This window comes from Tardibacter chloracetimidivorans (assembly GCF_001890385.1).
In the GTDB taxonomy this organism is placed as follows: domain Bacteria; phylum Pseudomonadota; class Alphaproteobacteria; order Sphingomonadales; family Sphingomonadaceae; genus Tardibacter; species Tardibacter chloracetimidivorans.
Genome location: NZ_CP018221.1, coordinates 3,043,733 through 3,067,920, shown reverse-complemented (window position 1 = coordinate 3,067,920; position 24,188 = coordinate 3,043,733). Strand labels below are relative to the sequence as shown.

At 60.1% G+C, this 24,188-nt stretch carries 40 protein-coding genes and 1 pseudogene; 34 read left to right on the top strand and 7 right to left on the bottom strand.

All coding sequences use genetic code 11. The features are described 5' to 3' along the window. Positions 1-136: 136 nt before the first annotated feature. On the top strand, positions 137-445 hold the full coding sequence (locus BSL82_RS15945; RefSeq protein WP_072598252.1) for a hypothetical protein: 309 nt from the start codon (positions 137-139) through the stop codon (positions 443-445). Between the two features lie 691 nt (positions 446-1,136). Here the strand turns inward: BSL82_RS15945 and BSL82_RS15940 are convergent. Next, positions 1,137-1,586: an HNH endonuclease signature motif containing protein gene (locus tag BSL82_RS15940; protein ID WP_072598251.1), complete on the bottom strand. Its 450-nt coding sequence runs from the start codon at positions 1,584-1,586 to the stop codon at positions 1,137-1,139. A 1,756-nt stretch (positions 1,587-3,342) separates the two neighbouring features. On the opposite strand from BSL82_RS15940, the gene BSL82_RS15935 reads away from it, so the two are divergent. Genes BSL82_RS15935 through BSL82_RS15925 form a run of 3 tightly spaced genes read left to right on the top strand, consistent with a single transcriptional unit; the run spans position 3,343 to position 5,881 of the window. Then, positions 3,343-4,707 carry an APC family permease gene (locus BSL82_RS15935; RefSeq protein ID WP_226998503.1) on the top strand — a complete coding sequence of 455 codons (1,365 nt, stop codon included), beginning with the start codon at positions 3,343-3,345 and terminating at the stop codon, positions 4,705-4,707. Next, entirely contained in the window at positions 4,704-5,276 is a 573-nt protein-coding gene (locus BSL82_RS15930; protein ID WP_226998502.1) for an SAM-dependent methyltransferase, read from the top strand. The genes BSL82_RS15935 and BSL82_RS15930 overlap by 4 nt, the downstream gene beginning before the upstream one ends. Further along, a complete protein-coding gene (locus tag BSL82_RS15925) occupies positions 5,273-5,881 on the top strand; it encodes an SAM-dependent methyltransferase (protein ID WP_072598250.1) in 609 nt (202 codons plus the stop codon). Before BSL82_RS15930 ends, BSL82_RS15925 begins: the two co-directional genes overlap by 4 nt. Before the next feature lie 2 nt (positions 5,882-5,883). On the opposite strand, the gene BSL82_RS15920 is transcribed toward BSL82_RS15925, so the two are convergent. From BSL82_RS15920 to BSL82_RS15900, 5 genes and pseudogenes are all read right to left on the bottom strand, one after another. Continuing rightward, positions 5,884-7,161: a PQQ-dependent sugar dehydrogenase gene (locus tag BSL82_RS15920; protein WP_072598249.1), complete on the bottom strand. Its 1,278-nt coding sequence runs from the start codon at positions 7,159-7,161 to the stop codon at positions 5,884-5,886. Then, positions 7,158-7,586, bottom strand: coding sequence for a DUF2231 domain-containing protein (locus BSL82_RS20660; protein WP_072598248.1), 429 nt, complete (start codon positions 7,584-7,586; stop codon positions 7,158-7,160). Before BSL82_RS20660 ends, BSL82_RS15920 begins: the two co-directional genes overlap by 4 nt. Positions 7,587-8,054: 468 nt before the next feature. Then, complete coding sequence (locus BSL82_RS15910; RefSeq protein WP_083579252.1) at positions 8,055-9,146, bottom strand: tyrosine-type recombinase/integrase; 1,092 nt, start codon at positions 9,144-9,146, stop codon at positions 8,055-8,057. A gap of 17 nt (positions 9,147-9,163) precedes the next feature. Continuing rightward, a pseudogene (locus BSL82_RS21865) lies at positions 9,164-9,304 on the bottom strand (helix-turn-helix domain-containing protein); the annotation flags it as partial. 6 nt (positions 9,305-9,310) lie between these two features. Then, positions 9,311-9,682 (bottom strand): helix-turn-helix domain-containing protein, encoded by a 372-nt coding sequence (locus BSL82_RS15900; protein ID WP_072598245.1) that lies wholly within the window; start codon positions 9,680-9,682, stop codon positions 9,311-9,313. A 241-nt stretch (positions 9,683-9,923) separates the two neighbouring features. Between BSL82_RS15900 and BSL82_RS15895 the strand changes: the two genes are divergently transcribed. From BSL82_RS15895 to BSL82_RS15875, 6 genes are read left to right on the top strand one after another with little or no spacing between them, the layout of a single operon-like run. Next, positions 9,924-10,154, top strand: coding sequence for a hypothetical protein (locus BSL82_RS15895; protein ID WP_072598244.1), 231 nt, complete (start codon positions 9,924-9,926; stop codon positions 10,152-10,154). 14 nt (positions 10,155-10,168) lie between these two features. Continuing rightward, positions 10,169-10,378 (top strand): hypothetical protein, encoded by a 210-nt coding sequence (locus BSL82_RS20655; protein ID WP_158010966.1) that lies wholly within the window; start codon positions 10,169-10,171, stop codon positions 10,376-10,378. 25 nt (positions 10,379-10,403) lie between these two features. Then, positions 10,404-10,850, top strand: a complete 447-nt coding sequence (locus tag BSL82_RS15890; protein WP_072598243.1) for a hypothetical protein — start codon at positions 10,404-10,406, stop codon at positions 10,848-10,850. After that, positions 10,851-11,030, top strand: coding sequence for a hypothetical protein (locus tag BSL82_RS15885; protein ID WP_072598242.1), 180 nt, complete (start codon positions 10,851-10,853; stop codon positions 11,028-11,030). After that, positions 11,030-11,941, top strand: a complete 912-nt coding sequence (locus BSL82_RS15880; RefSeq protein WP_072598241.1) for an ATP-binding protein — start codon at positions 11,030-11,032, stop codon at positions 11,939-11,941. The genes BSL82_RS15885 and BSL82_RS15880 overlap by 1 nt, the downstream gene beginning before the upstream one ends. A gap of 51 nt (positions 11,942-11,992) precedes the next feature. Further along, positions 11,993-12,733, top strand: a complete 741-nt coding sequence (locus tag BSL82_RS15875; protein WP_072598240.1) for a hypothetical protein — start codon at positions 11,993-11,995, stop codon at positions 12,731-12,733. A 12-nt stretch (positions 12,734-12,745) separates the two neighbouring features. Here BSL82_RS15875 and BSL82_RS20650 read toward each other — a convergent pair whose 3' ends face one another. Further along, complete coding sequence (locus tag BSL82_RS20650) at positions 12,746-12,889, bottom strand: YlcI/YnfO family protein (RefSeq protein ID WP_158010964.1); 144 nt, start codon at positions 12,887-12,889, stop codon at positions 12,746-12,748. A gap of 169 nt (positions 12,890-13,058) precedes the next feature. On the opposite strand from BSL82_RS20650, the gene BSL82_RS15870 reads away from it, so the two are divergent. From BSL82_RS15870 to BSL82_RS15780, 24 genes are all read left to right on the top strand, one after another. Continuing rightward, entirely contained in the window at positions 13,059-13,277 is a 219-nt protein-coding gene (locus BSL82_RS15870; protein ID WP_072598239.1) for a hypothetical protein, read from the top strand. Further along, a complete protein-coding gene (locus tag BSL82_RS15865; protein ID WP_072598238.1) occupies positions 13,246-14,937 on the top strand; it encodes a DEAD/DEAH box helicase in 1,692 nt (563 codons plus the stop codon). The genes BSL82_RS15870 and BSL82_RS15865 overlap by 32 nt, the downstream gene beginning before the upstream one ends. A gap of 101 nt (positions 14,938-15,038) precedes the next feature. Then, positions 15,039-15,173, top strand: coding sequence for a hypothetical protein (locus BSL82_RS21570; RefSeq protein ID WP_257786807.1), 135 nt, complete (start codon positions 15,039-15,041; stop codon positions 15,171-15,173). 45 nt (positions 15,174-15,218) lie between these two features. Continuing rightward, on the top strand, positions 15,219-15,500 hold the full coding sequence (locus BSL82_RS15860; protein ID WP_072598237.1) for a DUF3310 domain-containing protein: 282 nt from the start codon (positions 15,219-15,221) through the stop codon (positions 15,498-15,500). Further along, positions 15,497-15,922: a hypothetical protein gene (locus tag BSL82_RS15855; protein WP_158010962.1), complete on the top strand. Its 426-nt coding sequence runs from the start codon at positions 15,497-15,499 to the stop codon at positions 15,920-15,922. The genes BSL82_RS15860 and BSL82_RS15855 overlap by 4 nt, the downstream gene beginning before the upstream one ends. Continuing rightward, positions 15,903-16,082 (top strand): hypothetical protein, encoded by a 180-nt coding sequence (locus BSL82_RS15850; RefSeq protein ID WP_072598235.1) that lies wholly within the window; start codon positions 15,903-15,905, stop codon positions 16,080-16,082. The genes BSL82_RS15855 and BSL82_RS15850 overlap by 20 nt, the downstream gene beginning before the upstream one ends. Continuing rightward, the gene (locus tag BSL82_RS20645) at positions 16,066-16,251 is read left to right on the top strand and encodes a hypothetical protein (RefSeq protein ID WP_158010960.1); all 186 of its coding nucleotides are present in this window, start codon (positions 16,066-16,068) and stop codon (positions 16,249-16,251) included. The genes BSL82_RS15850 and BSL82_RS20645 overlap by 17 nt, the downstream gene beginning before the upstream one ends. Next, a complete protein-coding gene (locus tag BSL82_RS15845) occupies positions 16,248-16,757 on the top strand; it encodes a DUF1643 domain-containing protein (RefSeq protein ID WP_072598234.1) in 510 nt (169 codons plus the stop codon). The genes BSL82_RS20645 and BSL82_RS15845 overlap by 4 nt, the downstream gene beginning before the upstream one ends. Further along, complete coding sequence (locus BSL82_RS15840) at positions 16,754-17,146, top strand: hypothetical protein (RefSeq protein ID WP_072598233.1); 393 nt, start codon at positions 16,754-16,756, stop codon at positions 17,144-17,146. The genes BSL82_RS15845 and BSL82_RS15840 overlap by 4 nt, the downstream gene beginning before the upstream one ends. 191 nt (positions 17,147-17,337) lie before the next feature. Further along, on the top strand, positions 17,338-17,808 hold the full coding sequence (locus BSL82_RS15835; RefSeq protein WP_226998414.1) for a hypothetical protein: 471 nt from the start codon (positions 17,338-17,340) through the stop codon (positions 17,806-17,808). Continuing rightward, entirely contained in the window at positions 17,805-17,993 is a 189-nt protein-coding gene (locus BSL82_RS20640) for a hypothetical protein (protein WP_158010958.1), read from the top strand. Before BSL82_RS15835 ends, BSL82_RS20640 begins: the two co-directional genes overlap by 4 nt. After that, complete coding sequence (locus BSL82_RS15830; protein WP_162274392.1) at positions 17,974-18,291, top strand: hypothetical protein; 318 nt, start codon at positions 17,974-17,976, stop codon at positions 18,289-18,291. The genes BSL82_RS20640 and BSL82_RS15830 overlap by 20 nt, the downstream gene beginning before the upstream one ends. Then, positions 18,284-19,216, top strand: a complete 933-nt coding sequence (locus tag BSL82_RS15825) for a hypothetical protein (RefSeq protein WP_072598232.1) — start codon at positions 18,284-18,286, stop codon at positions 19,214-19,216. Before BSL82_RS15830 ends, BSL82_RS15825 begins: the two co-directional genes overlap by 8 nt. Beyond that, positions 19,213-19,884, top strand: coding sequence for a hypothetical protein (locus BSL82_RS15820; protein ID WP_072598231.1), 672 nt, complete (start codon positions 19,213-19,215; stop codon positions 19,882-19,884). The genes BSL82_RS15825 and BSL82_RS15820 overlap by 4 nt, the downstream gene beginning before the upstream one ends. Then, complete coding sequence (locus BSL82_RS20635) at positions 19,884-20,021, top strand: hypothetical protein (RefSeq protein ID WP_158010957.1); 138 nt, start codon at positions 19,884-19,886, stop codon at positions 20,019-20,021. Before BSL82_RS15820 ends, BSL82_RS20635 begins: the two co-directional genes overlap by 1 nt. Then, complete coding sequence (locus tag BSL82_RS15815; protein ID WP_072598230.1) at positions 20,014-20,781, top strand: DNA-methyltransferase; 768 nt, start codon at positions 20,014-20,016, stop codon at positions 20,779-20,781. The genes BSL82_RS20635 and BSL82_RS15815 overlap by 8 nt, the downstream gene beginning before the upstream one ends. A gap of 26 nt (positions 20,782-20,807) precedes the next feature. Further along, entirely contained in the window at positions 20,808-21,083 is a 276-nt protein-coding gene (locus BSL82_RS15810; protein WP_158010662.1) for a hypothetical protein, read from the top strand. A 4-nt stretch (positions 21,084-21,087) separates the two neighbouring features. After that, positions 21,088-21,246, top strand: coding sequence for a hypothetical protein (locus BSL82_RS20630; protein WP_158010955.1), 159 nt, complete (start codon positions 21,088-21,090; stop codon positions 21,244-21,246). Next, positions 21,239-21,634 carry a hypothetical protein gene (locus BSL82_RS15805; protein ID WP_072598228.1) on the top strand — a complete coding sequence of 132 codons (396 nt, stop codon included), beginning with the start codon at positions 21,239-21,241 and terminating at the stop codon, positions 21,632-21,634. The genes BSL82_RS20630 and BSL82_RS15805 overlap by 8 nt, the downstream gene beginning before the upstream one ends. A gap of 163 nt (positions 21,635-21,797) precedes the next feature. Then, complete coding sequence (locus BSL82_RS15800) at positions 21,798-22,109, top strand: hypothetical protein (protein ID WP_072595686.1); 312 nt, start codon at positions 21,798-21,800, stop codon at positions 22,107-22,109. Between the two features lie 21 nt (positions 22,110-22,130). Continuing rightward, a complete protein-coding gene (locus BSL82_RS15795; RefSeq protein ID WP_158010953.1) occupies positions 22,131-22,712 on the top strand; it encodes a hypothetical protein in 582 nt (193 codons plus the stop codon). Continuing rightward, positions 22,712-22,897 (top strand): hypothetical protein, encoded by a 186-nt coding sequence (locus BSL82_RS15790; protein ID WP_072598226.1) that lies wholly within the window; start codon positions 22,712-22,714, stop codon positions 22,895-22,897. The genes BSL82_RS15795 and BSL82_RS15790 overlap by 1 nt, the downstream gene beginning before the upstream one ends. Beyond that, positions 22,894-23,331: a hypothetical protein gene (locus BSL82_RS15785; RefSeq protein ID WP_072598225.1), complete on the top strand. Its 438-nt coding sequence runs from the start codon at positions 22,894-22,896 to the stop codon at positions 23,329-23,331. Before BSL82_RS15790 ends, BSL82_RS15785 begins: the two co-directional genes overlap by 4 nt. A gap of 14 nt (positions 23,332-23,345) precedes the next feature. After that, entirely contained in the window at positions 23,346-24,149 is an 804-nt protein-coding gene (locus BSL82_RS15780) for a hypothetical protein (RefSeq protein ID WP_072598224.1), read from the top strand. Positions 24,150-24,188: the final 39 nt, after the last annotated feature.

The following is a 24,188-nucleotide window of genomic DNA, read 5'->3' as shown; positions in this document are numbered from 1 at the left end:
GCGGTAGAGCACGGCGGCGAGGCCCGGCGATGCCACCGATCGTCGGCGCGACATCCGCATCGTGATTTCCCACCCGCGTTCCAGCACCCGTTCTGCAACAGTCGCTTCTGTCAGCAACGTTAAACAGGAGACTGCAATGCGACTCTATCAGGTGAATCTTCCCGGCGGCCCGGTAATGGTGTTCGCGCACACCATCCAGCGTGCATGGATCATGGCCTTCACCCGCTACGCCTATGACTGCGATCCCGATCCGGCCTTTGCCTGGGACGCCACTGAGGAATGGCTTGCGGCAAGTGACGGGCAGCAGGCGCACACCCGCACCACGCTCGATGACATGGAGGAGGGGGTCGGGATCTACGACCCGGTCAATGGCTGGGAACTCACCGTGTCGCTCCCCGCCGAGATCACCAAGCTATATCCGGAAGAGGACGACGAGGAGGCCTGACAATGCCTGGGGGCGCTAAACGGCGCACCCGTTCCTCTCAGGAGAACACGCTCGCCTACGCCCGAAATCTCATCAAGGCACACAGGATCTAGCGTCGACCATGGCATTTGGAAGTGAGCGTGCGTGGGGGCATATGGCGTCGACCTATCGGGGCGGCGTATCAGTGATGGGAAGTCGCCGACGATAAGAGAACACGCCCCGATAGCCATCTTGCGCGCTCGCACTACGATCCAATTGGCCACCGCACGCTGGGCCACTGCCTAATTCATCATGGTAGGCCTAGGTACCCGCAGGATTTCATTGTCGGGGCCAGCACTCGCACATCGGTCCAATTTCCCACCTTGCCGGCTCGCACATCGATCCGATTAGCCCCACTGCCACCTGTGCCGCGGTGCGCAATCCGCGCTAAAGCATCCATTGCTCGCCAAGGCTTCCCACGCGCCACCTGTCCCAGCCTCGCACATCGACCCGATTACATGCCATGGCTCGCTCGACCAGCGCTAATTCCACCCATGAAATAACTCGTAATACCCCCGTTTCTCCCTCTCAGGATCGCACTCTCACATCCATCCGATTAGCACCCTTCCTTGGCACCTGGGCCATGGCGCGCATCCGTCCCTAGGGAGACTCGCACATCGGTCCAATTTGCCGCAGTATGCAGGACTATTGCCCGAGCTTGTCCTCAAATGGCTTACCGTTTCGGAACAAGCCGCCAGGAGCGATACACGCGCTGCAACCATTTCAGTATTCGCGGTCCCCACCGCGCGCGCGCCTTGCGCGACCGCTCCATCGCCTGTTCGTGCTTGGCGCGCGCCATCGCCTTTTCGACCTTGCGGATGTGCACCTCGACATCGGCCGGCCGGATCCGCGCGAACCGTCCCAGCGAGCGGACGAAGGTGACGGCGTCGGTCGAACCTTTCGCCGAATTGCACTCCATGCACGCGGCGACGCGGTTCTCATAGAGGTTGGGACCACCGGCCGATTTGGGGATCAGATGATCGCAGGTGCGTTTTCTGATGCCCAGCGAGTGCTGGGGGCGCGTCCAGGTGATGCGGATGCCGCAGTAGAAGCACACCGGCGCGCTTCCGCCGTAGCTCCATGCCTTGTCCTCAAGCTCATAGCTGCGCCAGGTCGCCCCCATCGTCAGCGCGCCTCCAGAAGGAGCAGACCGGCGATCGGATCGCGGATGATGAGGCATATCTCGCTGGCGGGCGTTCTTGCCCGTGCCAACGAGCCGCGCGGCGCGTCACCCGAGAGGAATGACGAAAAACCGGGTCGTTCTGGAACCCGCCGAGAGTCGCGTGGCGCGCGCACTGCGTGAAGATTGAACCGGGCGGGCGCTTCGACCCGCAGATCACGACCGCCGCCGCACCACCCGAATATTGATCCTGTCCGTCGCACCGGTGTCCTCCAGAACTACACCGGTTCGCCAATAACCGCACAGACCGGGTGCAGGTCAAACGACACAGGGTCCTACAGGCACATTTTGTGCGCGCCCGCAGATCGTCATTTCTGACAGCTGGCTCTGGAGCGCCGACACACCGGCAGCATCTCCATGATCCGTCAGGCACTCGTTCTCCAGAACACTGCCAGTGGCGGACGCAACTCCGTCCGACATTCCCCTTAGCCGCAATCTGTACCAAGGATCCGAGACGCACCGACAACGAACAGGCTCCAAGAACGTGTCGTAAGCCAACAGGGCAAACTACCCTCCGATGGCGTGCGCACAGCCAACTCGGGTCAAGCGACCTGCACCCGCCTTCCCAATGGCCTCTATTTTGCCCTCAGAGGCACCTCTAAGGCGCGAAAGATGTCGTTACGCTACCGACATAGCGGAGACATGCCTTCGTTGCCTGGTGAGCTTTTAAATCGAAGTTCGGAGAGGCAAGAATTTCAAACTCTTCTCACCGGTGTCTCCTAGCGGGAGAGCAGTCAGCAAAAGAACCTGAACCCTACCATACCCGGAGACGCCACTCACCGCAGCGGGTCGCTTCTCTGCACGCCGGCAGTTTCCGCTCACTGGAAAGTGCTGTCGACACCTCACCGACAGCGAAATCTGCTGCTCACCGCGGAGTGGTTGCTTGGTGTAGGATCATCTCCAAAAATGACAAGATTTTCGAACGTTTCGTTTATACCGAACGTAGTGAGGTATAATATATAATAACTAAATATAATTAATAATATTATATTATATATACACTACCGCGTGCGTACACGTGAGCGCGCGCCTCACCTGCGCGGAGACGCACGCGCGCTAGGGTGGGACAACAATTCAGATCGCGGTGTGATCCGGTCCGGGGCACCGGCTTTCCGAACAAAATCCCCTGTTCGAGGAGCGGTCCCCGGTGGCACCTGGAAGCGAGCAACAGCTCGACCGGAAGCTGAGCACGTTTTCATCAAAGCGCTGTCATGGTAGCTCGAAGCTCGTTTTGACGTCTGGTGCGCGCTCTGAGCGCTCTCCCCAGGTGGTTAAAACCGTGCATCGCTTTCTTGCTTTCTTGCGTCGAAAATGGGGTCAAAACACGCAAGAACTTAGCAAGAACTTAGCAAGAAATTTCGCGTAAGCATTTGAAAACATTTAATTTACCTATTTGGCTATATTTTCGCGTTTGTTGTGGTTGATTCTGGATAATTTTGCTCCTTTTAGACGAATGGTTGATCCCGGCCGATCCGCTCTCCCAGGACAAGCAAAACGTAATCCGACGACCGCACCAACAGGATCAACATCGATCGACGCCGGTGCGCCAACGGAACGGTTGTGACACCTTCTCGTTAGGTGAGCTTGCAAGGCAGGACATCGACGCGATGACCCATGGTATCCGCTGTCGCCCAGTGAGCACAGCGACGCACGCGCAGTTCTATGGCAAGCCTGCTTCCATCCGCCGGTCCCGCCCCCGGTGACGCGTTTCAATACGGATCTTGGCGGAAAGTTCCGAACCGAAGCCGCACCAGATTTCATCAAGCCCACCCTGCGCCTGCGTGACGTCATTGCGCTGACCATCGGCATCATCATCGGCGCGGGCATATTCCGCACCCCCTCGCTTGTCGCGGGCGCATCGAGCAGCGAGACCATGATGCTGGCTGCCTGGATCATCGGCGGCACGCTCTCCATCGTCGGCGCGCTCTGCTATGCCGAACTCGCGTCAGCCGAGCCGGGCGCTGGCGGCGACTATCACTATCTGATGCGGGCGTTCGGCCCCAGACCGGCGTTTCTCTATGCCTGGTCGAGGCTTGCCGTCATCCAGTCGGGATCGATCGCGCTTCTGGCCTTCATATTCGGCGACTATGCCACGGCGCTCTACAGCCTCGGCCCCTATTCCAATGCCATCTATGCCGGTCTCGTGGTGCTTGCGGTGACGCTGCTGAACTGCGCCGGGATCTATTTCGGTACGCGGGCGCAGAACTGGCTGACCATCGCCGAAGTGCTGGGGTTGCTGGTCATCATCGTCGCCGGGCTGCTGCTTGTGCCGGAAGCCTCGCCCCAGCCGGTCGTCGCGGGCGACGCGTCGTTCGGAATGATGATGGTGTTCGTCCTCCTCACCTACGGCGGATGGAACGAGGCGGTCTATCTCTCGGCAGAGCTTCGCGACGGGCGGCGGCGCATGGGTCATGCCATGATCCTCGGCCTGATCATGGTGGCCGTGCTCTATCTGCTCGTCAACCTCGCCTATCTGAGGGCGCTTTCGCTTGGTGGAATGGCCGCAAGCGACGCCGTTGCCGCCGATGTCATGGATCGTGCGTTCGGGGCCGGGGGCGCTGCGCTGATGAGCGCCGTGATCATGGTCGCAGCGCTCACTTCGGCCAACGCTACCGCAATCACCGGAGCGCGCACCGGCTATGCGCTGGCCCGGACATTTCCTGCATTCGGCTGGCTCGCGCGCTGGGACGACAAACGCGGGACGCCCGTCAACGCCTTCATCGCCCAGGGCGTGATCGCGCTGCTGCTGGTGATCGGCGGCTCCTTCTCGCGCGACGGCTTCCAGTCGGCAGTCGAATATACGGCCCCGGTCTTCTGGTTCTTCCTGCTGCTGATGGGCATCGCGCTGTTCATCCTCCGCCGCCGTCGGGGTGGGGCAAAGCCTCCGTTCGCCGTGCCACTCTATCCCCTGCTGCCGGCGATCTTCTGCCTGACCAGCGCCTATCTGCTCTATGCAAGCCTCGCCTATGCCGGTCTCGGCGCAATAATCGGCGCAGGCGTCGTCGCGGCTGGCGGGATTCTCCTGATCTTCCTGAAGCCACGAACCCCTGAGGAGACGAGATGATGAAAGCGCCCGTATTGACGAGATTGGTGGCGGCGGCGCTGGTCGTGACGCCCGCTCTGGGCCAAGCGGCAGCCGCACAAGATGTGACCGCGCCGCTGGCCGAGCGGATGCCAGACGTCATCTATGTGCCCACGCCCCAGCCGGTCGTCGAAGCGATGCTCCGCATGGCAAACGTCAAGCCCGGCGATGTGCTCTATGATCTCGGCTCTGGCGACGGCCGCATACCGATCACGGCGGCGCGCCTTCACGGCATACAGGCGGTTGGCATCGACATCGACCCCGTCCGCATTGGAGAAGCGCGCACGAACGCGAAAAAGGCAGGTGTCGACGATCTCGTCAGCTTCCGGAACGAGGACCTCTTCCAGACCGATTTCAAGGAGGCGACCGTCGTCACCCTCTATCTGCTGGAAACCCTCAACGAAAAGCTGCGCCCAAAGCTGCTCGCCGAGTTGAAGCCCGGCACGCGCATCGTCAGCCACGCCTTCACCATGGGCGATTGGAAACCGGAGCGGCAGCAGGAGGTGGATGGACGCATGATCTATTTCTGGCGCGTGCCTGCACGCAAATGAACGCCTGGAAACCGCTGCATTGGGCGCTTGTCGTCATTCTCGTCGGTTGTGCGCCGTCGGGGCGGGACGATACTTCGGCGGTGGGGCCGGACGGCAAGCCGCTTCGCGCCCCCGATGTGCGGTATGAGCCGACGCCCCGATCGGTCGTGCCACGCATCCTCGATCTGGCCGCGGTTCGCGCCGGCGATGTCGTCTATGATCTGGGATCGGGCGATGGCCGCATCGTGATCGCGGCGGCGCGGGATCGTGGCGCACAGGGCGTCGGCATCGACATCGACCCCGAACGCATTGCAGAAGCCCGCGCCAACGCCCGCGCGGCTGGCCTGACGGACGAAGTAATCTTTCGCAACGAAGACCTGTTTCTGGCCGATTTCAGCGACGCCACGGTCGTCACGCTGTTTCTCTATCCCGACGTCAACCTGAAGCTGAAACCAAGGCTGGTCGAGCAGTTGCAGCCCGGCACACGGGTCGTCAGCTACCATCACGACATGGGGTGCTGGCAGGCCGAGCGGACCGTCCGGGTGCGCGGCGCGCCGATCTACCTCTGGACCATGCCCGCCAGTCCCGACGCCGTGTGCCTCGACGACGTGCCCGACACGGATTGACGTCAAGACGCCGGCGCAACCCGCCAGATCGTGTTCGAAAGGTCATCCGCCACGATCAGCGCGCCGCGCGGGTCAACCGCGACCCCGACCGGCCGGCCGCGCGTTTTCCCGTCCTCGCCGATGAAACCGGTGACGAAATCCACCGGCGAGCCGGACGGACGGCCATCACGGAAAGGCACGAAAACCACCTTGTAGCCGGAGGGTTCGCTGCGGTTCCAGCTGCCGTGCTCGCCGACGAATACACCCTCGACGAAACGTGCGCCCATCGCTGGCGACGAAAACGCAAGGCCGAGTGCGGCGACATGCGAGCCAAGCGCATAATCGGGCGCTATCGCGGAGGCAACCTTCGCCGGGTCCTGCGGGCGGACGCGAGGGTCGACGTTCCGGCCCCAATAGCTGTAGGGCCAACCATAAAAGCCGCCCTGGCGAACCGAGGTGAGATAATCGGGCACCAGATTGGGGCCAAGCTCGTCGCGTTCGTTCACCACCGTCCATAGGGTGCTTGAGCCTGGCTGGATCGCTATTGCGGTGGGGTTACGCAGCCCGGTCGCATAGGGCCGATGCGCGCCTGTTCTGGCGTCCACCTCCCAGATCACCGCGCGATCGACTTCGGCGGCCATCCCGCGCTCGGTGATGTTGCTGTTGGACCCGATACCGACATAGAGCACCCCTCCGTCAGGGCTGGCGGCGAGCGCCTTGGTCCAGTGATGGTTGATCTCCGATGGCAGGTTCGTGACCTTGATCGGCGGGCCGCTTGCCTGCGTCTGGTCGTCAGAATAGGCGAACCGCACCAGCGAATCCTGGTTGGCGACATAGATCTGGCCGTTGGCGAGCGCGAGGCCATAGGGCGCGTTCAGGTCCTTGGCGAAGATCGTGCGCCCTTCATATCTGCCGTCGCCATCCGCGTCGCGCAGCAGGGTCAGCCGGTCGCCGCCCTTCACCGAACTGCTGCCCTTCGATTTGAAATAGCCCGCGATGAAATCCTTGGGAGTCAATCGCGGCGCGCTGCCGCCCTTGCCTTCGGCCACCAGCAGATCCCCGTTTGGCAGGACGAGGATCTGGCGCGGAATCTTCAAATCGGTTGCAATGGCGCTGATTGTATAGCCCTGCGGCACAACCGGGCGCTGGTTTCCCCATGGCGTCGGGTTGGCGATGCCCATGGCCGGAAGCAGACCCCGCTCACGATCGGGCAATTGCGGATCGCTGCCGGCCTGCGTCGGCGCGGGGTCACCGCCGCACGCCGCAAGCATCATCGTTGCAAGGAGAAGCGGATATTTCATGTCCGGTCTCCCGCGCGGAGGGAGGCAAAGCCGATCCAGACCGCCGCCAGCATCAGGATAACATTGATGGCCGAGAGGATCAGGCCGGTGGGCATGCTCGCCCAGGCATCCTTGGCATGGACGAGTGCATTGATGAAGCCGAGCACCCATGTCGCGAGAAGCAGCACGAAATAGATCAGCACGCGCCCCGTGCGCCGCCGCGCCCGGATCAGATCCACGAGCGCCCACAGCAAGGCTAATCCGCTGAACACCAGCGCCCCCGCGATCAGCCAGGACGCGAAGTTGGTCCACTGGATCTGATAGCTCGCGGCATAGCCGATATCGCTCAACAAACCGCCGAGGAACAACGGCAGCCCCCCGGCGAGCAGCACAGCATGGGCCGGGTGCACGAAGGCTGCAGGAGTGCGAGGGATTTCCGCGGCCACGACAGGTCCACCTCCGGTTGATCGACGCCGATGCGCGCCGCGCTCAATCCCCTGGGCTCCGGCAAGGCGGTGCGGCTGCCCGTTGGATTTACAGTGGAAAATGCCGGGACGCCGTCATCGTTCCCGTCGTGACGCAGATAACCCGACTTACAGACAGAGTTGCAAAACCTGTCTGTATGAAAGTACCGACGATATCGTCTGGAGCCGCTGGGGTCAGGGTTGCGGTACCAGTGCGGTACCAACGCGGTGCGTCATGCCCAAACAGAAAGGGCGGCTTCAAAGAAACCGCCCATTTTCAATAAGTTTGTTGGTGGAGCCGAGGGGGATCGAACCCCTGACCTCTACAATGCCATGATAGTGATTGATCGACAAAAATCTACAATCAACACGGGTTTCTGCGGCGCGCAACTGGACATTGTTGGACGTTGATCGACAAAATCAACGCAGATGTCTGCGTTACGCAGGTGTTTACGCCGCCTTTCTGATCGCGTTGACCGCTTTCCGAAGATGCTCCGGGCAGTGGTGCAGATAGGTCTTATAGACCGTCCGGATGTCATCGCCCAGCACGCCGCCAATGTCTTCCAGTGACACCCCGGCCTGTGCGGCCCATGTGGCGCCGGTGTGCCGGAGCGTGTGCGGCGTCACGCCTTTCAGATTGGCGCGCTTCGTCGCGCTCGCGAATGCCGTGCGGATCGATCCGATATCGCCAAGCAGATATATGCCATCGGCTTCATCCATCATTCTGGTGATGATCGGCAGCGCCCAATCGGCGATCGGCACAGGCGGCCGGCGCTTCTTCGTCTGCCGGCGGCCGTGCGGGTTGAGATAGATCATGCGGTTAGCCAGATCGACCTGATCCTTCCGCAGCGTCACCAGCGCCGTCTTCCGGCTCCACGTCGCCAGAGCCAGCACAACGAACTTGTAGATGCGTGGCAGCTTGCCCTTGGGCGCAGGGCTTTGCAGCGCGGCCGCCAGCAGCCGGTCGGCTTCCTCGTGTGCCAACCAACGGTCCTTGGGATCGGATGCCGGAGGCAGCTTGAACCTCGGCGCGTCATCGGCCGAGAGTCGCTTGTTGCGGATGGCGTGGTTGATCGCCGCCGTCAACACCGGCAGTTCGCGCGCGATCGTTCCATCCTTTGACGGCCGCCCCAGCCGCCCAGCCCTGCGCGCATCGATATAGGCGTCGATATCGGATTGCTGGATGTCCCGAATCGCCAGATGGCCGAAGTGCTGATTGATCTTGCGCGCGGCATAGCGCTGCGTGTCCACGCCGATGACGTTGCGCAACACATGCTCGTGCCAGTAGCTGGCTGTCGCGTCGCTACCTTCCTCCGGATCGCCGACGGCTTCCTTGACCAAGAGCGGGCCATTGCCATTGGCCGAAGGCATGGCGTCATCCCGGTCTTTCAGGAGGATAAAGTTCGCGAGGATCTTTTGAGCTTGCTGAAAATCCTGTGTGCCTGTCGAGCGGCAGCGAGATCGTCCATGCTCGGTCCATCTGATTTCGTAGATGCCGTGCTTGTTCGTGTCGATATATGGCCCGCGGTTCTTGCGCGGCATGTCAATTTCCTTTCCACATATTTTTCGAGATCGGCTTCCCTGATCAGCACCGGCTTGCCGGGAATATATGGCAGTTCCCCGGCTTGTCGGAGGCGGCTGATCGTCTTAACCGACACTTTCAACACCAGAGCGACGTCGGCCTGGGTGAGCAGACGCATCGCCGATCAAGCCTCTGCGTCGGCGCGTTTGTCATCCTCATAGATCAGTTCGACGATCTTCGCGGCCGTGCCGAATGTCACCATGCGGTTGATGCGGAGCCAGGCGCGGCCCGGATAGCCGGCCGGTTGCGTCATCGAGACGGCCGGGATCTCATCTTCCATCGCCTGCATAATGCCATTGGGCAGCAGCTCTTCCGGCGCCATGCCGAACGCCTTGGCGAGCTTTTCCCGCGCCACCGGCGTCGGAAACGATTTGCCGTTCACATAGTTGGAAATGGAATCCCGGCCCATCTGCGCGGCACGCGCGAGATCAGACTGGTTCCATCCTTTGCCGACCATGAGCTGGAACAGCTTTCGGCCTAGCTCCTGCTTGGTCATTGCCTTGGAGCTAACGCTTACAGGCTCATCCCCCACGGGGGGCATATTTTCCCGAACTTTCCTGGGCACGATAATCTCCATTGTCGATCTACGTTGACTACAATCTGTAGGAACGGATGTCAACGATCAACAAGGTAGTGTGTTCCGACACTTTGTGGAAATTTTTGATTAACCCCTATTGACGCGCCCCCAATGTGTCGGCATGTTGATCTACATCAAATCAACATAATCGACAGGCGCCATGAACCTCGACAAACTTCTTATCGATGCAACCGGGCTGAATGAAGCCTCCAGTGCGCGCCAAAGACACCATGCGTTGCAGCAGATGCTTGCCGAGGACGGCCATTCCATCAGCGCTAAGGGCGTGGGGAAGTGGTTCGAACGCGAAAGCCTGCCGGCGACCTGGCTCGTGAACATCCTGAAGTCGGCGCAGCGCCGCGGACGTCGGGTGGATTTGAAGAATTACATCTAGCGAAACGGGAGGCAATGATGCTCAATAAGCTTCTGAACTGGTTCCGCCGCCCGAAGTGGGAGGAGTTCTCCAGCCGAGTTGACCGCACCTACTACTGGCCACGGGAAACCCTCGAACCCCAATGGCGCACCAACTTCTCTCTCACCGCAGCCCAGCGGTCGGAGCGTAGTCGTAAAGCAGCAGCTACCCGCAAGGCCAACAAGGCCCGCGCCCAGGGCGCATAGGACAATTCCACAAAGGAGAATTGGAATGGAGGACGAAGACAAGCCATTGGCCCAGATGTCGCTGGCGGAGCTTCATGGCCGCCGCGATGCGGCCAGTACGCACATGACCTATCTCAAGGGCGTGATAGCGGACATTGATGCAGAGGTTGCGGGCCGGCTTTCGGGCAGCGCCGCGTCCGCCTTCGAGCAGGCGGGCAAGGTGCACGGAACCATGACCCTGCCATTGCAGGACGGCATGTCGGCCAAGGTCGAGATCAGCAAGAAGGTCGAATGGGATAGCGATGTGTTGATGCGCGTCGCGCAGACCATGCCGTGGGAGCGCGTCACCAGCGTTTTCAAGATCGCGTTCGCGGTGCCGGAGAAGATCTACGAGGGCATTCAAGCCGTCGATCCGGTGTTGACGAAGACGATCGACACCGCTCGCACTGTCAAATACGGCGCGCCGAAGATCACATTGGTGAAGGAAGCATAGATGGATATCGTCCGCGTTCTCAGGGTTGTCGAGTATGTCGGCCCTCGTGATCTGATTGAAAAGCAAATCGCAAATTCGCTGCATGGTTCCAAGACTTTTGGTCATCTCGGCGAGGTGCGTATCAGCGCCGTTACCATTGGCGAGTTCCCCGAAATTCTCAAAGTTGAGGAACCGGCATAATGGCCCTCCATATCATCTCCGCCGATGAGCGGCTGGCCACGCGCCAGAAAGTCAACATCGCCATCTTCGGCCCTTCGGGCAGCGGCAAAACCTTCCAGGCGAACACGCTGGATCCGGACAAGACACTGTTCCTCGATCTTGAGGCGGGAACGCTCGCGATCCAGGCGTGGCGTGGCGACGTCATCAATGTCCGCGAGGAAGCCGCCAAGATGGGCGTGCATCCATGGGAGTTCGCCCGCGCGATCATCTGCCTGTTGGGCGGTCCCGATCCGTCGGCGGCGCCGGATAGCCCCTATGGTGCGCAAGCCCATGCCAGCTATGCGACGTCGCTGGGCGACCCGGCCACGTTCGACAAGTACGATACCGTGTTCATCGACTCGATCACGGTTGCCAGCCGCATGGCGTTCCTGTGGTCACAGCGTCAGCCGGGCGCCTTCTCCGAGAAGACCGGCAAGCCGGACACGCGCGGCGCCTATGGCGTGCTGGGGCAGGAAATGGTGCAGTGGCTGACGCAGGCGCAGCACATCCGCAGCAAGAACATCATCACCGTCGGCATTCTGGACGTCGGCAAGGACGACTTCGGCCGGCCGACATATGATCCGCAGATTGAAGGCTCCAAGGCCGGGCGCGAACTGCCGGGCATCTTCGATCAGGTCATCACGCTTGGTCTGTTCGACATGTCCGGCGGCCAGCCGTCGTTCGACCTGGCTAAAGGCACGGAGCGCGGCTTCATCTGCCACCAGAACAATGGCTATGGCGTCCCGGCGAAGGACCGCTCCGGCCGGCTTGATGCGGTCGAGGCTCCGAACCTCGGCGCGATCATCAAGAAAATCCAGTCCGCGCCGCGGCAGGACATCCCGGTGTTCACCGCGCCTGCGGCGCAGACCGCTGCGGTTGATGAGGCGGCGTAACGAATCACCTTTCCTACATGTTCTCTTTCTGTTCTCTTAGGAGCTATGTTTATGATGGACTTCTCTCAAGGCGCCGGTCAGTCCTCCGGCAGCGACCTGATCCCCAATGGGCAGCTTGCCTGGGCGATCCTGAATGTGCGGGCGGTGAAGGCGTCCAAGAGCGGCGGTCAATATATCGACGTCGAACTGACGATCGATGACAGCCAGCCCTATGCTCGCCGCAAGATATGGGAAATGATCGGCGATCCGAACTTCCCGGGCAATTCCGAAGAATACCGCCAGATGGGTCTGGTTGCGATCAGCCGCATTCTGGAAAGCGGCCGGGGAGCCGGGCCGAACAATCCGGCCGGTTACAAGATCAATCAGTATCAGGATCTGCACGGGCTTCGCGTGGCCATCAAGATCGGCATCAGCAAGGGAAAGGACGGCTATGACGACAAGAACCGCGTCGTCGAATGGCTGACCCCAAACCCATCCAGCGCGTCCGGCTTCAAAGAATTTGAGGCGCTTCAGCAGGGCATCTACAACAAGGCGGCGGCAAAGCCAGCCGCGGCCGCGCAGACGGGGTTTGGCTTTGGTGGCCAGGGCAATCCCGCCCCGCCCGCGACGGCAGGCTTCGGCTCACCCCAGACGCAGGCGCAGCCTGCGCCAAATACCAACGCGGGTTTTCAGCAGCCCCAGCAGGGCGGGGCGAACGGCTTTGCAGGGAATGCAACACAGCCATCGGCCCAGCCGGTGAATGCCAATGCGTCCCCTTCTGAAAACTGGCTCGCTCAGGCGAACGCACAATGAGGACATGCGCCGCTATCGAGGCTCGTCTTCGGTCTTGCCTTCGCGGCGGCGCAGCTCGTTTTCCACTGCGGCACGGACGAAATCGGTTCGCGATTCGACCGGGAAAAGCACGGCTTCAATGCGGGCAAACGTCCCTTCAGGGAAACGCGCCTGCATATCCTCTGCCCATCTCCGTTTTCGGCCCACGGGGCATTGCGTAGCGGACTGGCCGATCGTGTCGCAAGCGTTATTATTTCTCATATGACTTATTAATACTCTGACAATAACCGGTGTCCATTACTCATATGAGTTAACACTTGATCATGGGATGGGAGCAGGCGGGGATATGATGAAATCACAGGAATTTGAAGCGTTCAGTAGTGCTCGCAACGCCATCGAGAATGGCGAAAAAGTTTCGGAAAACATAGCAATAATGCTCAAGCTCGCATTCGAGGCGCAGAACCTGACGCTGCGGGCATGGGCGGCAAATTTCATGATGAAAATTTTCAATGTCGAGATCGGGAGCGCCGAAGATGAAACTACGGCAAAGGCAAGTCGACTTTAGGGATCGATGCGTTGCCGCGCTTGATGAGCGCGGCAATACGCTGGGCGTCGCGCCTACTGGCGCGGGCAAAACGGTGATGTTGTCCGCCATCACTGGTCACTATATTCAACAGGGCGCAAATGCGCTCATCATCCAACACCGCGACGAACTGGTTGACCAGAACCGCCGGACGTTCGAGGCGGTCAACCCAAGGGCGACGATCGGCCTGTTCACGGCAGACCGGAAGGAATGGGGCTATAACGCCACCTTCGCCATGATCCAGACGCTGGCGCGCGCCGGCAATCTGGAAGACATGCCGGCGTTCGACGTGGTGACGATCGATGAAGGCCACCACGCGGCGGCCGACAGCTATCTGAAGACCATCGACACCGCGATGAAGCGGAACCCGAACACCAAGCTGTTGCTGGTGACGGCGACGCCAAACCGGGGCGACAAGAAAACGCTGCGCGGCGTGGTCGACAACGTGGCCGATCAGATCACGCTGAAGGAACTGATCGAGGCCCGTCTTCTCGTGCGGCCGCGCACGCTGGTGCTGGACATTGGCGTCCGCGAGGAACTGCGGGGCGTGAAGAAGCGCGCCAATGATTTCGATATGAGCGCCGTTGAGGCGATCATGGACAAGTCGGTCCTCAATGACCGGGTGGTCGAGGAATGGGGGAAGGTTGCCGGCGATCGGCAGACCGTCGTGTTCTGTTCGACCGTCCTGCACGCGCAGCACGTTGCCGAAGCTTTTCGATCGGCCGGCATTCGCGCGGCTGCCGTATGGGCCGACATGGGCGACGCCTCCCGGCGTGAGACGTTGGAGGCATATGACCGCGGCGAGATCCAGGTCATCGCCAATGTCGCGGTGCTGACCGAAGGCTGGGATCACCAGCCCACGAGCTGCGTCATCCTGTTGCGACCGTCCAGCTATCAGTCGACCATGATCCAGATGATCGGCCGCGGCCTGCGGCTGGTTGATCCGGAGCGATATCCCGGCGTCCGCAAAGACGACTGCATTGTCATGGACTTCGGCACGTCCATTCTGATGCACGGCTCGATCGAGCAGGATATCAATTTGGAAGGCAAGGGCGCCAAGGACTGCCCGGAATGCGCATCGACCGTGCCAGCACAATGCGCGGAATGTCCGATCTGCGGCTATGAATGGCCCAAGCCAGAGCCGGAAGAAGACGAGCCCACCCTGTTGCCTGCCGGAGACGGCGAAGACGCCGCCCCGTCCGTCCTGCATGATTTCGTGATGACGGAGATCGACCTTCTGGCCGATTCCCCGTTCCGCTACGAAAATCTGTTCGACGGACTGGTGTGCATCGCGACAGCCTTAGACGCATGGGTTGCGGTGGTCAGCTATTATGGCCGCTGGCACGCCCTGGGGGGCGGCCGGATGATTGGCGTCAAGTATCTGGCCGACAATTCAGATCGTTTCGTGGCGATGGCTGCGGCCGATGATTTCCTGCGGATACATGGCGACAGCGACGTCGGCAACAAGGCTAAGCGTTGGATGTCGCAGCCCTGTTCGGACAAGCAGCGCGAGCATCTCGGACTGTCGCCGTTCGAGGCGATCGGCGTCACCAAATATCAGGCGGCTTGCCGGCTGGAATGGAAGTTCAACGAGCGGCTGATCCGTCGGTTGCTGGAAAACTCGATGAGGATGGCGGCGTGAGCCTCGGAAGACGGGCGCCACCACCAGAACCACCCATTGTTCCACGATGCAGCGCCTGCGACGCAATGCTGGCGCCCTACGGCGTGGGACGCGGAGCCGGGATGCTGGGCGAAATCACATGGTACTGCCGCGACCATTGGCTGCGCCTGCCGGATGGGCAGGAAGCGATTGCCCGGCGGATGCTGGAGATCGGAGAAACCGGCGAAGACCTGTTGACAGGTGCCGACAGTTTGTAGATATTCACGATCAACATCAATCGACATATCAATAGGGACGCCCGCATGGACAACCCGCTTTCCCGCCAGGTCGGCGGAGAACATTACACTAAGCTGAAGATCCAGCCATTGGAATACAGCATGGCGAACGGGCTCGACGCCTGCCAGCACAGTATCATCAAGTACGTCACGCGCTTCCGCGACAAGGGCGGCATCAACGATCTGGAAAAGGCGCTGCATGTTCTGGAGATCCTGATTGCGCGGGAAGCCCGCCCCTCAGGGGAGCGTTGGCACACCTACAACTTCGAACCGCCTAAGCCGCGAGATCTGAACGGAGGTCGGGCATGAGCGAGAAACTTACCCGCATCCGACTGCCGGGGCAACGGCAATGGCCCGGTCTTATGGACTGGGGAGAGCTAAGCGCGTCCGACATGATCTCTCAGGCTCGCAGCTATTCCGCCCATCTCAGGGCGCAGGCCGATCTACTGGACGCCGCTTCAGACGCCGATTTTCAGATTGATGTTATTCGCGGCTCGCATGTTCAACACCACGTCCGCGAGGTCCAGAAGGCCACCTCAATGACCCTTCCGGGAACAGGGGGCGGGAAGGCGCAACCGCCCAAAAGCATCAAGCTCATCATGGGCAAGGATGGCCCGCGCATCTGGTGGTGGGGCCGCGAACCCGCGTCGCTGCCGGAAGGCGAGATCATCGAATACGTCCCTGTCTATCAACCTACATGGGAGAACCCCGATGGCCCCCAAGCAGCGTGATGTTCGCGAAGACATGGAGGCCCCATTCATTCGCAATGAATACGGCCTTTGGTGCCCACAGTGCGGGGAGCGGATCGCCGACTGGGAATGGATCGGTGATTGCGATGCCTGCGGCTACCCCAGCGAAATCGAGGATGATTGCGATGACGACATCTACTGAGCGGAAACAGCGTAAGCGCGAGGAATGCCGCGATTGTAAGCACTGGTCGTCCGGCAAGGGCGTGTCATGGCTCGGCGGCGTTCCGGATTGGTGCGGAGAATATGCAGAGCCTATGCGCGGCGATGAACTGGCGTGCGCTGCTTTCGTGGAGAAGGACGAGGCAGCATGACCCTTCTAGAGCTAGGGTCCGCGATCATCAGCCCGTGCGGCCTGTATCGCTATCGCCTTGAGCGCGAGGTGGCAGGCACGGGTCAGACCGTCGTTATCATGGTCAACCCGTCTACTGCTGATGCAGCGCAGGACGATGCCACCATTCGCAAGCTGCGAGGCTTTGGCGAGCGCAACAGATGGGGCCGCATCATCGTCGGCAACCTGTTTGCCTATCGTTCGACAGATGTCCGCAATGTGGCAGACGCCAGCGACCCGGTAGGCCCGGACAACGACGAACATCTGTTCGATATGCTGGCCGGAGCAAACCAGATTGTATTCGCATGGGGACCGGCAGGCAAGCTTCCGAAGCGCCTCCGCACCCGCTGGAAAGCGGTCGCTTCCATGGTCAACGATCTAGGCCAGCGTGCTTACTCCATCGGCGCGCCTGCGAAAGATGGCCACCCATGCCACCCCCTCATGCTGCCGTACAGCCGCCAGCTTCAACCGTGGAGCCTACACCCATGACAGACCTTGCAGCGAAGGTAGAAGCAGCGGAGGGGCCGACGTTCGAGCTTATGTGCGATGCGTTCGACCTGTGCTTTCCGAAGCCCCCAAGAATATGGACCGAGGACTACAATGCATGGGCCGACGAATATACCCAGTGGCAGGCCAGGGCATCAGCCTTCTCCTTATTTCTGGACGTAGGCGCATGGGAAAACGCGGCGATGATGCTGGTCCCCGAAGGGTGGTTCTGGCGGGTCGGGCATAGCACGCTTTATGCCGGATGGGCGCACCTCAACCGCAAACACCCGGACTTCTGTAATCGTGAAGACGAGCACAGCGCACAAGCCGCCACCCCCGCGCTCGCACTCACTGCCGCATCTCTTCGTGCAAGATCGGAGAACCCCGCATGAGGGTGCTTGTCGCCTGTGAGTTTTCCGGAACTGTGCGGGATGCGTTCAGGGAACGCGGCTTTGATGCGTGGTCATGCGACATGTTGCCGACAGAGGGTGATCCTCGCTGGCACATCCAGGGCGATGCGGTCGCTGTTACATATTCTGGGGGTAAATCGCTTTTAGACCTAGGATTTGTAACACCGTGGGATTTGCTGATCGCCCACCCGGAATGCACATTCCTGGCGAATAGCGGGGCCAAGCACCTCTATGCCGGGATGAAGGCAGAGAACGGCCCTAACCCCGATCGCTGGGCCATGATGGGCGCGGCTGCCACGTTCTTCAATATGATGTTGAATGCACCGATTGCGCATGTGGCGGTCGAGAACCCGATCATGCTGGGCCACCCGCGCCGGTTGTTCGGCATCCCGACCCCGACGCAGACGATCCAGCCTCACGAGTACGGCCACGGCGAGACGAAGGCGACATGCCTCTGGCTGCGGAACCTGCCACCTCTCATGCCGACCAATCCGGTTGAAGGCCGGGAGCAGCGCGTCTGGAAGATGGGGCCGGGACCGGATCGCAAAAAGGAACGCAGCCGGACCTTCCCCGGCATTGCCGCCGCGATGGCTGAGCAATGGGGCGATTACATCCGTGCGCATCGCGAAAGGAAAGCCGCATGAAACATATCGTCGAAAGTTCGGATGGTAACGGGATAACTGACTTAGCTCGCGGCTTCATACGCGGCGTGTGGCGTCTCGCGCCATACTTCGTCGGCTTCCACGGCTTGATAAATCGTGACGCCATGCAGGTGGCTATAGCCGCCATGTGGCTCGGCATCCGAGCAAATGGAGATCAGCATGAATGAAGATACGGAAAGCGCGTTTCGGTTCGCGCCAGACGCGGACGGATCAACCAACATGGCGCATGACCAAGCCTCCACGATTTTGGCCGTGTGCGTCGTTCACCAGCAGAATGCGGGCTTCAAGAACTACATCGACCTCCGCCGGGTCGAATGTCCATCTTGCTCGGCAGCGGGCTTCAACACTGGCTGGGGCTATTGGCTTTTTGCTTGTGGCGCTGAAATCCTGAGCGACGGCGAGGTGGGTGCAGGTTGCCAGCACACCCAACCATCAGGTCCTTCAGGTGGAGATCAGCATGAATGAAGATCAGGACACGACATGGACGCCGGATATCGTGATCTATCACGATCACTGCGCTGACGGCTTTGGCGCTGCATGGGCGTGCTGGCTGCGCTGGCGTGACAGGCCTGAATATATTGCTGCCAGCTATGGATCACCGCCGCCGGATGTGGTGGGCAAGAACGTGCTGATCGTCGATTTCAGCTACAAGCGCGACGTGCTGCGCGAGATGGGCAAGCAGGCTCATTCTATCGTCGTTCTGGACCACCACAAGACGGCGCAGGCCGACCTTGCGGATTGGGCGATTGAAGATGTTGCCGGTGATTTTTGGGCTGGTGATGACGTGATGAAGTCTGTCCGCCACAATGACGATTATATCGGACAGCCCATCGCCGCCTTGTTCGATATGAACCGCTCCGGCGCTCGCATGGCTTGGGATTTCTGCCACGAGAACGACCCACCGAACCTGATCCAGCTTATCGAGGATCGCGACCTGTGGCGGTTCCAATACGATGAGACAAAACCTTTCAGCCTGTGGCTGCGGTCGGAGCCGTTCAACTTTGAACGGTGGGAGTTGATCGCCCAGGAACTGGCAGACGGGCGCGACGGCGACCGGATCATGACAGAGGCGCACGCGATGCAGAGATTCTTCGATGCGAAGGTGGATGAGATCGCCTCATTCGCCAAGCGCCGCCGCGTCGGAGACCATGAACCGATCGTCGTGAATTGCCCGCCGATGTTTGCCAGTGAGGTCGGTCACGCATTGCTGGATAAGCACCCGAATGCGCCGTTCGCAGCAACCTATTTCGACGCTCCGAATGTGCGGATGTGGAGCCTTCGCAGCCGCGATGATCGGGAAGATGTGTCTGCGGTAGCGGCCCAATTTGGCGGCGGTGGGCATCGGAATGCGGCGGGCTTCTCCCAACCTTCAGCAGGGGATCAGCAATGAAACAGAAGATAGAGCGGCTGCGGTCGCTGATGGAGAAGGCGACGCCGGGTGAGTGGTTCCACGACACCGAGGATGGAGAGGACGGTCGGGGCAAGGTCGCGTTCAGGTCCATCTACGCCGCCCAAGGGGAACACAGCATCAAGCTGTTTGACGCTCTGAACAGCGACGCCGCTTGCATAATAGAGGAAAGCGACGGCGACGAATATGGGCCGTGGATCTACGCCTATGATGAAGTTTCGGACAAAAACGCCGCCCTGATCGTCGAAGCCGTCAACGCATTGCCAGACCTTCTATCTCACATCGACGCTCTTGAGGCGCGGGTGGCACGGGACAAGGTGCCGATGGATTATGGAACAGCCAACGATGGGCCAAAAGCTATCGAGCTAAGCCCTCCTACGTCACTCCATCGGCTTGGTACTCGAGCCGAAGCAGCCGAACGCGCTCTTGCAGAGGCGGTGAAGGAACGAGACGCGCTTCGCTCGGCGTCAACCATCATTCGTCAACGCGATGAGGCGGTGGAAGTGCTGGAGGAGGTAGCGAAAGAAGCTCTGATACACGCCGATCTTAAAATCAGGTCATTCCCAAAAGCTGATCAGAGCGATGTTGAATTTATTCGTAAGGCGCTCATCAAGATCGCCGCCTTTCTCACGAAGAGGGGAGAGAAGTGATGTACATCAAACCAAATTGGCTTGAGTGGCTCGAGGCCATCACCGGCGGTTTCCTTCATGGGCTTGGCGTCATGCTGGCAGTTGGCTTGGTGCTTCTGGTGTTCGGCTTGTTGAAGAGAGGCACCCCCAATGGCTGACCTCTCAAAGCTGGCAGCATCGCTGACGGAGGATCAGGAGCTTCGCCTGGGCGATTGCCTGGACATCTTGCCTACCTTGCCCGACGCATCGGTCAACATGGTTCTTGCTGACCTCCCTTACGGCACGACGCAGAATAAGTGGGACAGCATCATCCCGCTGACGATGTTGTGGCGCGAATACAAGCGCATCCTAGCGCCTCAAGGCGCAGTGGTGCTAACGTCTCAAGGGCCGTTCACAGCTCGGCTTATCCTCTCCAACGAGGATTGGTTCAAATACAAGATCGTTTGGGAAAAGTCGAAGCCCACTAACTTTCTCAACGCGAAGAAGCAGCCACTGCGGAAGCACGAGGACATCTGCGTCTTTTACCCCCGCCAGCCTACCTATCATCCGCAAATGAGCGCGGGCGCGGCTTACGATAAAGGTGTCCGCAAAGACCAGCAAACCGGCTCCTATGGGGACTTCAGGCCTGCGCATATCAAGAGCGAAGGCGGACGTTACCCAACGGACGTGATCTATTTCAAAACGGCCGAAAGCGAGGGTGCGGTCTATCACGCCACTCAAAAGCCTGTGGCGCTCTGCGAGTATCTGATCCGCACCTACACCAACCCCGGCGATGTGGTACTGGATAATTGCATGGGGTCAGGAACGACAGGGCTGGCCTGCCAGAACAGCGGCCGGCGCTTCATCGGCATTGAGAAAGACCCAGACATATTCGCGATAGCCAATCGGCGGCTGACGTTCGCCCTGGAGGCAGCATGAAATATGACATCTCAAAGGACAATCTGATGACTGACGAACAGTGCACGCGATGTGGACACGAAAACGCGATCTGGGTCGCCCATTCCCCGCTTTGGAACGCGGTCATGCGTGGTGGCTGCATCAACGGCGAGCCAGAGTTCAACGACATGGTGTGCTCGGCTTGCTTTATGGAACTGGCAGAAGCGAAGGGCTTGGCGACCAAGTTCCGCGTGACCGCCGAAGAGATCAATACACCGCTTCAGATGACCACGCCATCCGGCCGCGTTTGGGATGACAAGAAGTGGCTTTGGGTTGAGGATTGAGCAGATGACTGACGAACGTGCGCTGAAACTGGCGCGGAAGAAGCGGTGCGTGATCTGCAGCGGCGCGGGCCATCTGCGCGGCTACAGAGGCCGGGGCGTCATCAGGTGCATCTACTGCGATGGAAGCGGCCACCTCCCTGTCGATGGAGGCGAGAATGTCTGACCTACTCGAACTGCGTTACCTCAACATCGCCACTAGGGCGGCGATTGCTATGGACTGGGCAGACGTTCAGGACACCTTGGGATCGGCGACTATTCGATCCATCATAGCCCACGCTCGCACCCTTCAGAAGCTGGCAGAGCTTGAGGCTGAGAATGCATGGAGGCCGGGGCAAACTGGCGCGATCTTGGTATTTTCCGAAGGCTCGATCCATCTGAACCGCGACGGGTCGGCGCGACTCGTGTTCGCGGATGAGGAACTTGAGTGGGACAACGATCGGGAAACCGCGAAAGATTACCGCTTCCAGCGTCTTCCCGCCTCCGAGGTCAATGCAATTCGCCGCTTCTTAAATAGTCGCCTCCCATCTCCACCGAAAGGCGATGTCGCATGAAGCGTTGGTACGCGGCCCTTTTCGCTGCCCTGTTGGGTTGGTGCATCGGCAAGGCTCTAGGCGTCCCACCATGGCGTGCCTGGGACATTGGCGACCGCATGGACATCGCGGTGCTTTCCGCTGCCCTTGTGCTTGTTCTGACGCATCAAGAAAGGTCAAATCCATGACCACAGAAGTGAAGGTGACGGAGGCTGATATTGCCTTCGCCGAGATGTTCCGGCGCGGGACAGGCGGGGGCTACGACCGCGACGTAAGCCGGATGGCACATGAAGCTGCCAAGCATCGCCTCGCCCACCACCAAGCAGACGAGGCGACGGTGGAGAGGGCCGTCATGGTGTGTCCGCAATGTGAAGGTGAAGGTGGCTACCCTGATGGGGCCGATGAGGATGCTTGTCACACCGAATGCACCCGCTGCGGCGGGAATGGATGGATTGTTGATACAGCAGCCATCACAGCCATGTGGGAGGATGGGTAGATGAGTTGTCCGAAATGCGACATGGACGGCATCCAACACTTTGGCGAGTGCACCACGTATTCCTACCCTGCGCCTTCTCTTGCTGAGCGCGGCGAGCCACCCATGACCACCCACTCAGATAAAGCGGATGATCTGGTTGAGGAATTAGGAGCAGTGTCCTTGAAGGATGATATCAAGCAGAAATGGGCTAAGACAATTGCTTCTCAGATAACGGAGAAGTCGTGGAATGAACTCCCACAATATGCAGATTATAACAATAATCCATTGGGGAAACTGGACTTTGAATTGGCCGCTGGCGCGATTTTCGCGCACACTATGGAGTTGCGTTATAAAGCAGCCGCCACCATCAAGGAACTAAAGGCAGAGGTGGAGAGCCGAACAGCAGCCTTCAACGAACTCCACAGGCAGATGGGAAACGCGCAGGCACTGGCCGCCACCTACAAAGACCAGCTCGATATGTTCCTGTCGCAAAAGCTCGCAGCAGAAGCACGCGCCGCCAAGGCCGAAGAGGCGCTGCGGCGGATAGCTGACCCGCACGAGGTGACTTATCTGGAAGGCGCTAGGTTCGTTGCCCGAGAGGCTCTAGGCGAGGAGAAAGCGTGATGAACGATCTAGTCTGTCCTGAATGCGGCAAGCGCTTATTCGTAAACTATAACGACCTTCCACCAGCGACGGAATGGTTGGAGTGTGACTGCGGCTATACCTGCTGCCATGCGAAGCTTGCGCCTGCGAACATCCCGGCGGGTGAAAACGCGATCAAGATTTTCACAGAGACCAAAAAGCCATGACCGATCCAGCAGAACTGGCGAAGGGGCTGGACCTCTCCACCGATCCGCGCCATGCCCCTGGCGAAGAATGGAGAAGCATGATGACCTTGGCAGCCAGTGTGACAAGCGATCTTGTCGTCTATCGTTCGGCGATGGCACCGGTCCGCCGCATTCACACCGTTCTCGATAAGGACATGGCGTATTTCAGCCCGCAGTTCGATGGCATACCTCTGCCGGTGTGTGATGATTTCCCGGACGGGGCCGATTGCGTCCTGTTCAGGTGCAAGATTCCAAGCGTGGAATGGGCGCTCAAACGGCTAGCTCTGCATGTGTGCGATTGGGCGAAGTCGAACCCAGGAACATGGGCGCTGGGGATCGGCATCATGACATACAATGAGCAGAGTTCCGAGTTTGAAGCATATCTGCCGCTGATCAGAATGCAGCGCCCGCACTGACAAGGACAAATTTGATGATGGATTTCACACCATCGCCGGCCGCAGCGTTCAGCGATGCGTTCCAGGCGCATATCGATGCGGCCATGGAGGCCGCCAATCAGGCCCAACCGCCGCGCAACTACATCGGCGCCAGCCGCCTTGGCGAAGAATGCGAACGGATGCTGGGATATGAATATCACCAGACCCCGAAGGATCCCGACGCGCATTTTCAGGGCAAGACGCTGCGGATCTTCGATCGCGGGCATGACGCCGAAACCCGCATGGCCAATTACCTGCGCCTGGCTGGATTTACCGTGCTGACGGAACGGCCGGACGGCCGGCAATTCGGTTTTGGCGTGGCATGGGACGATGCGCGCGGGTGCTATCGAATCAGCGGGCATTGCGATGGCGTGGTCACTGCCGGGCCCGACGATTTCGGCCCGTATCCGAAGCTGTGGGAGATGAAGGCGCTGGGCGACAAGGGTTGGAAGGACACGCAGCGCAAGGGCGTTAAGGTGTCCAAGCCGCTCTACTATGCGCAGATGCAGCTTTATATGGCCTATCTCGGCCTGGCGGACCATCCGAGCCTGTTCACCGCGATCAACGGTAACACCGGCGAGATCTATGCGGAGTTGGTGCCGTTCGATCACGCTGCCGCACAGGCCGCGTCGGACCGCGGCGCGCGCGTAGTGTCGACTTTGACGCCCGACGAACTACCGCGCATATCAAAACAATCGACAGACTTCCGGTGCAAATTCTGTTCTTATGCGCAGCGTTGCTGGAGCGAAGCGCAGCCGGCAGCCGCTGAAGCGCCCGCGCCTTGGAATTGGGGAAATTGAAATGTCGCTGGAAGGAATGTCCTGTTCGAACTGTGACTG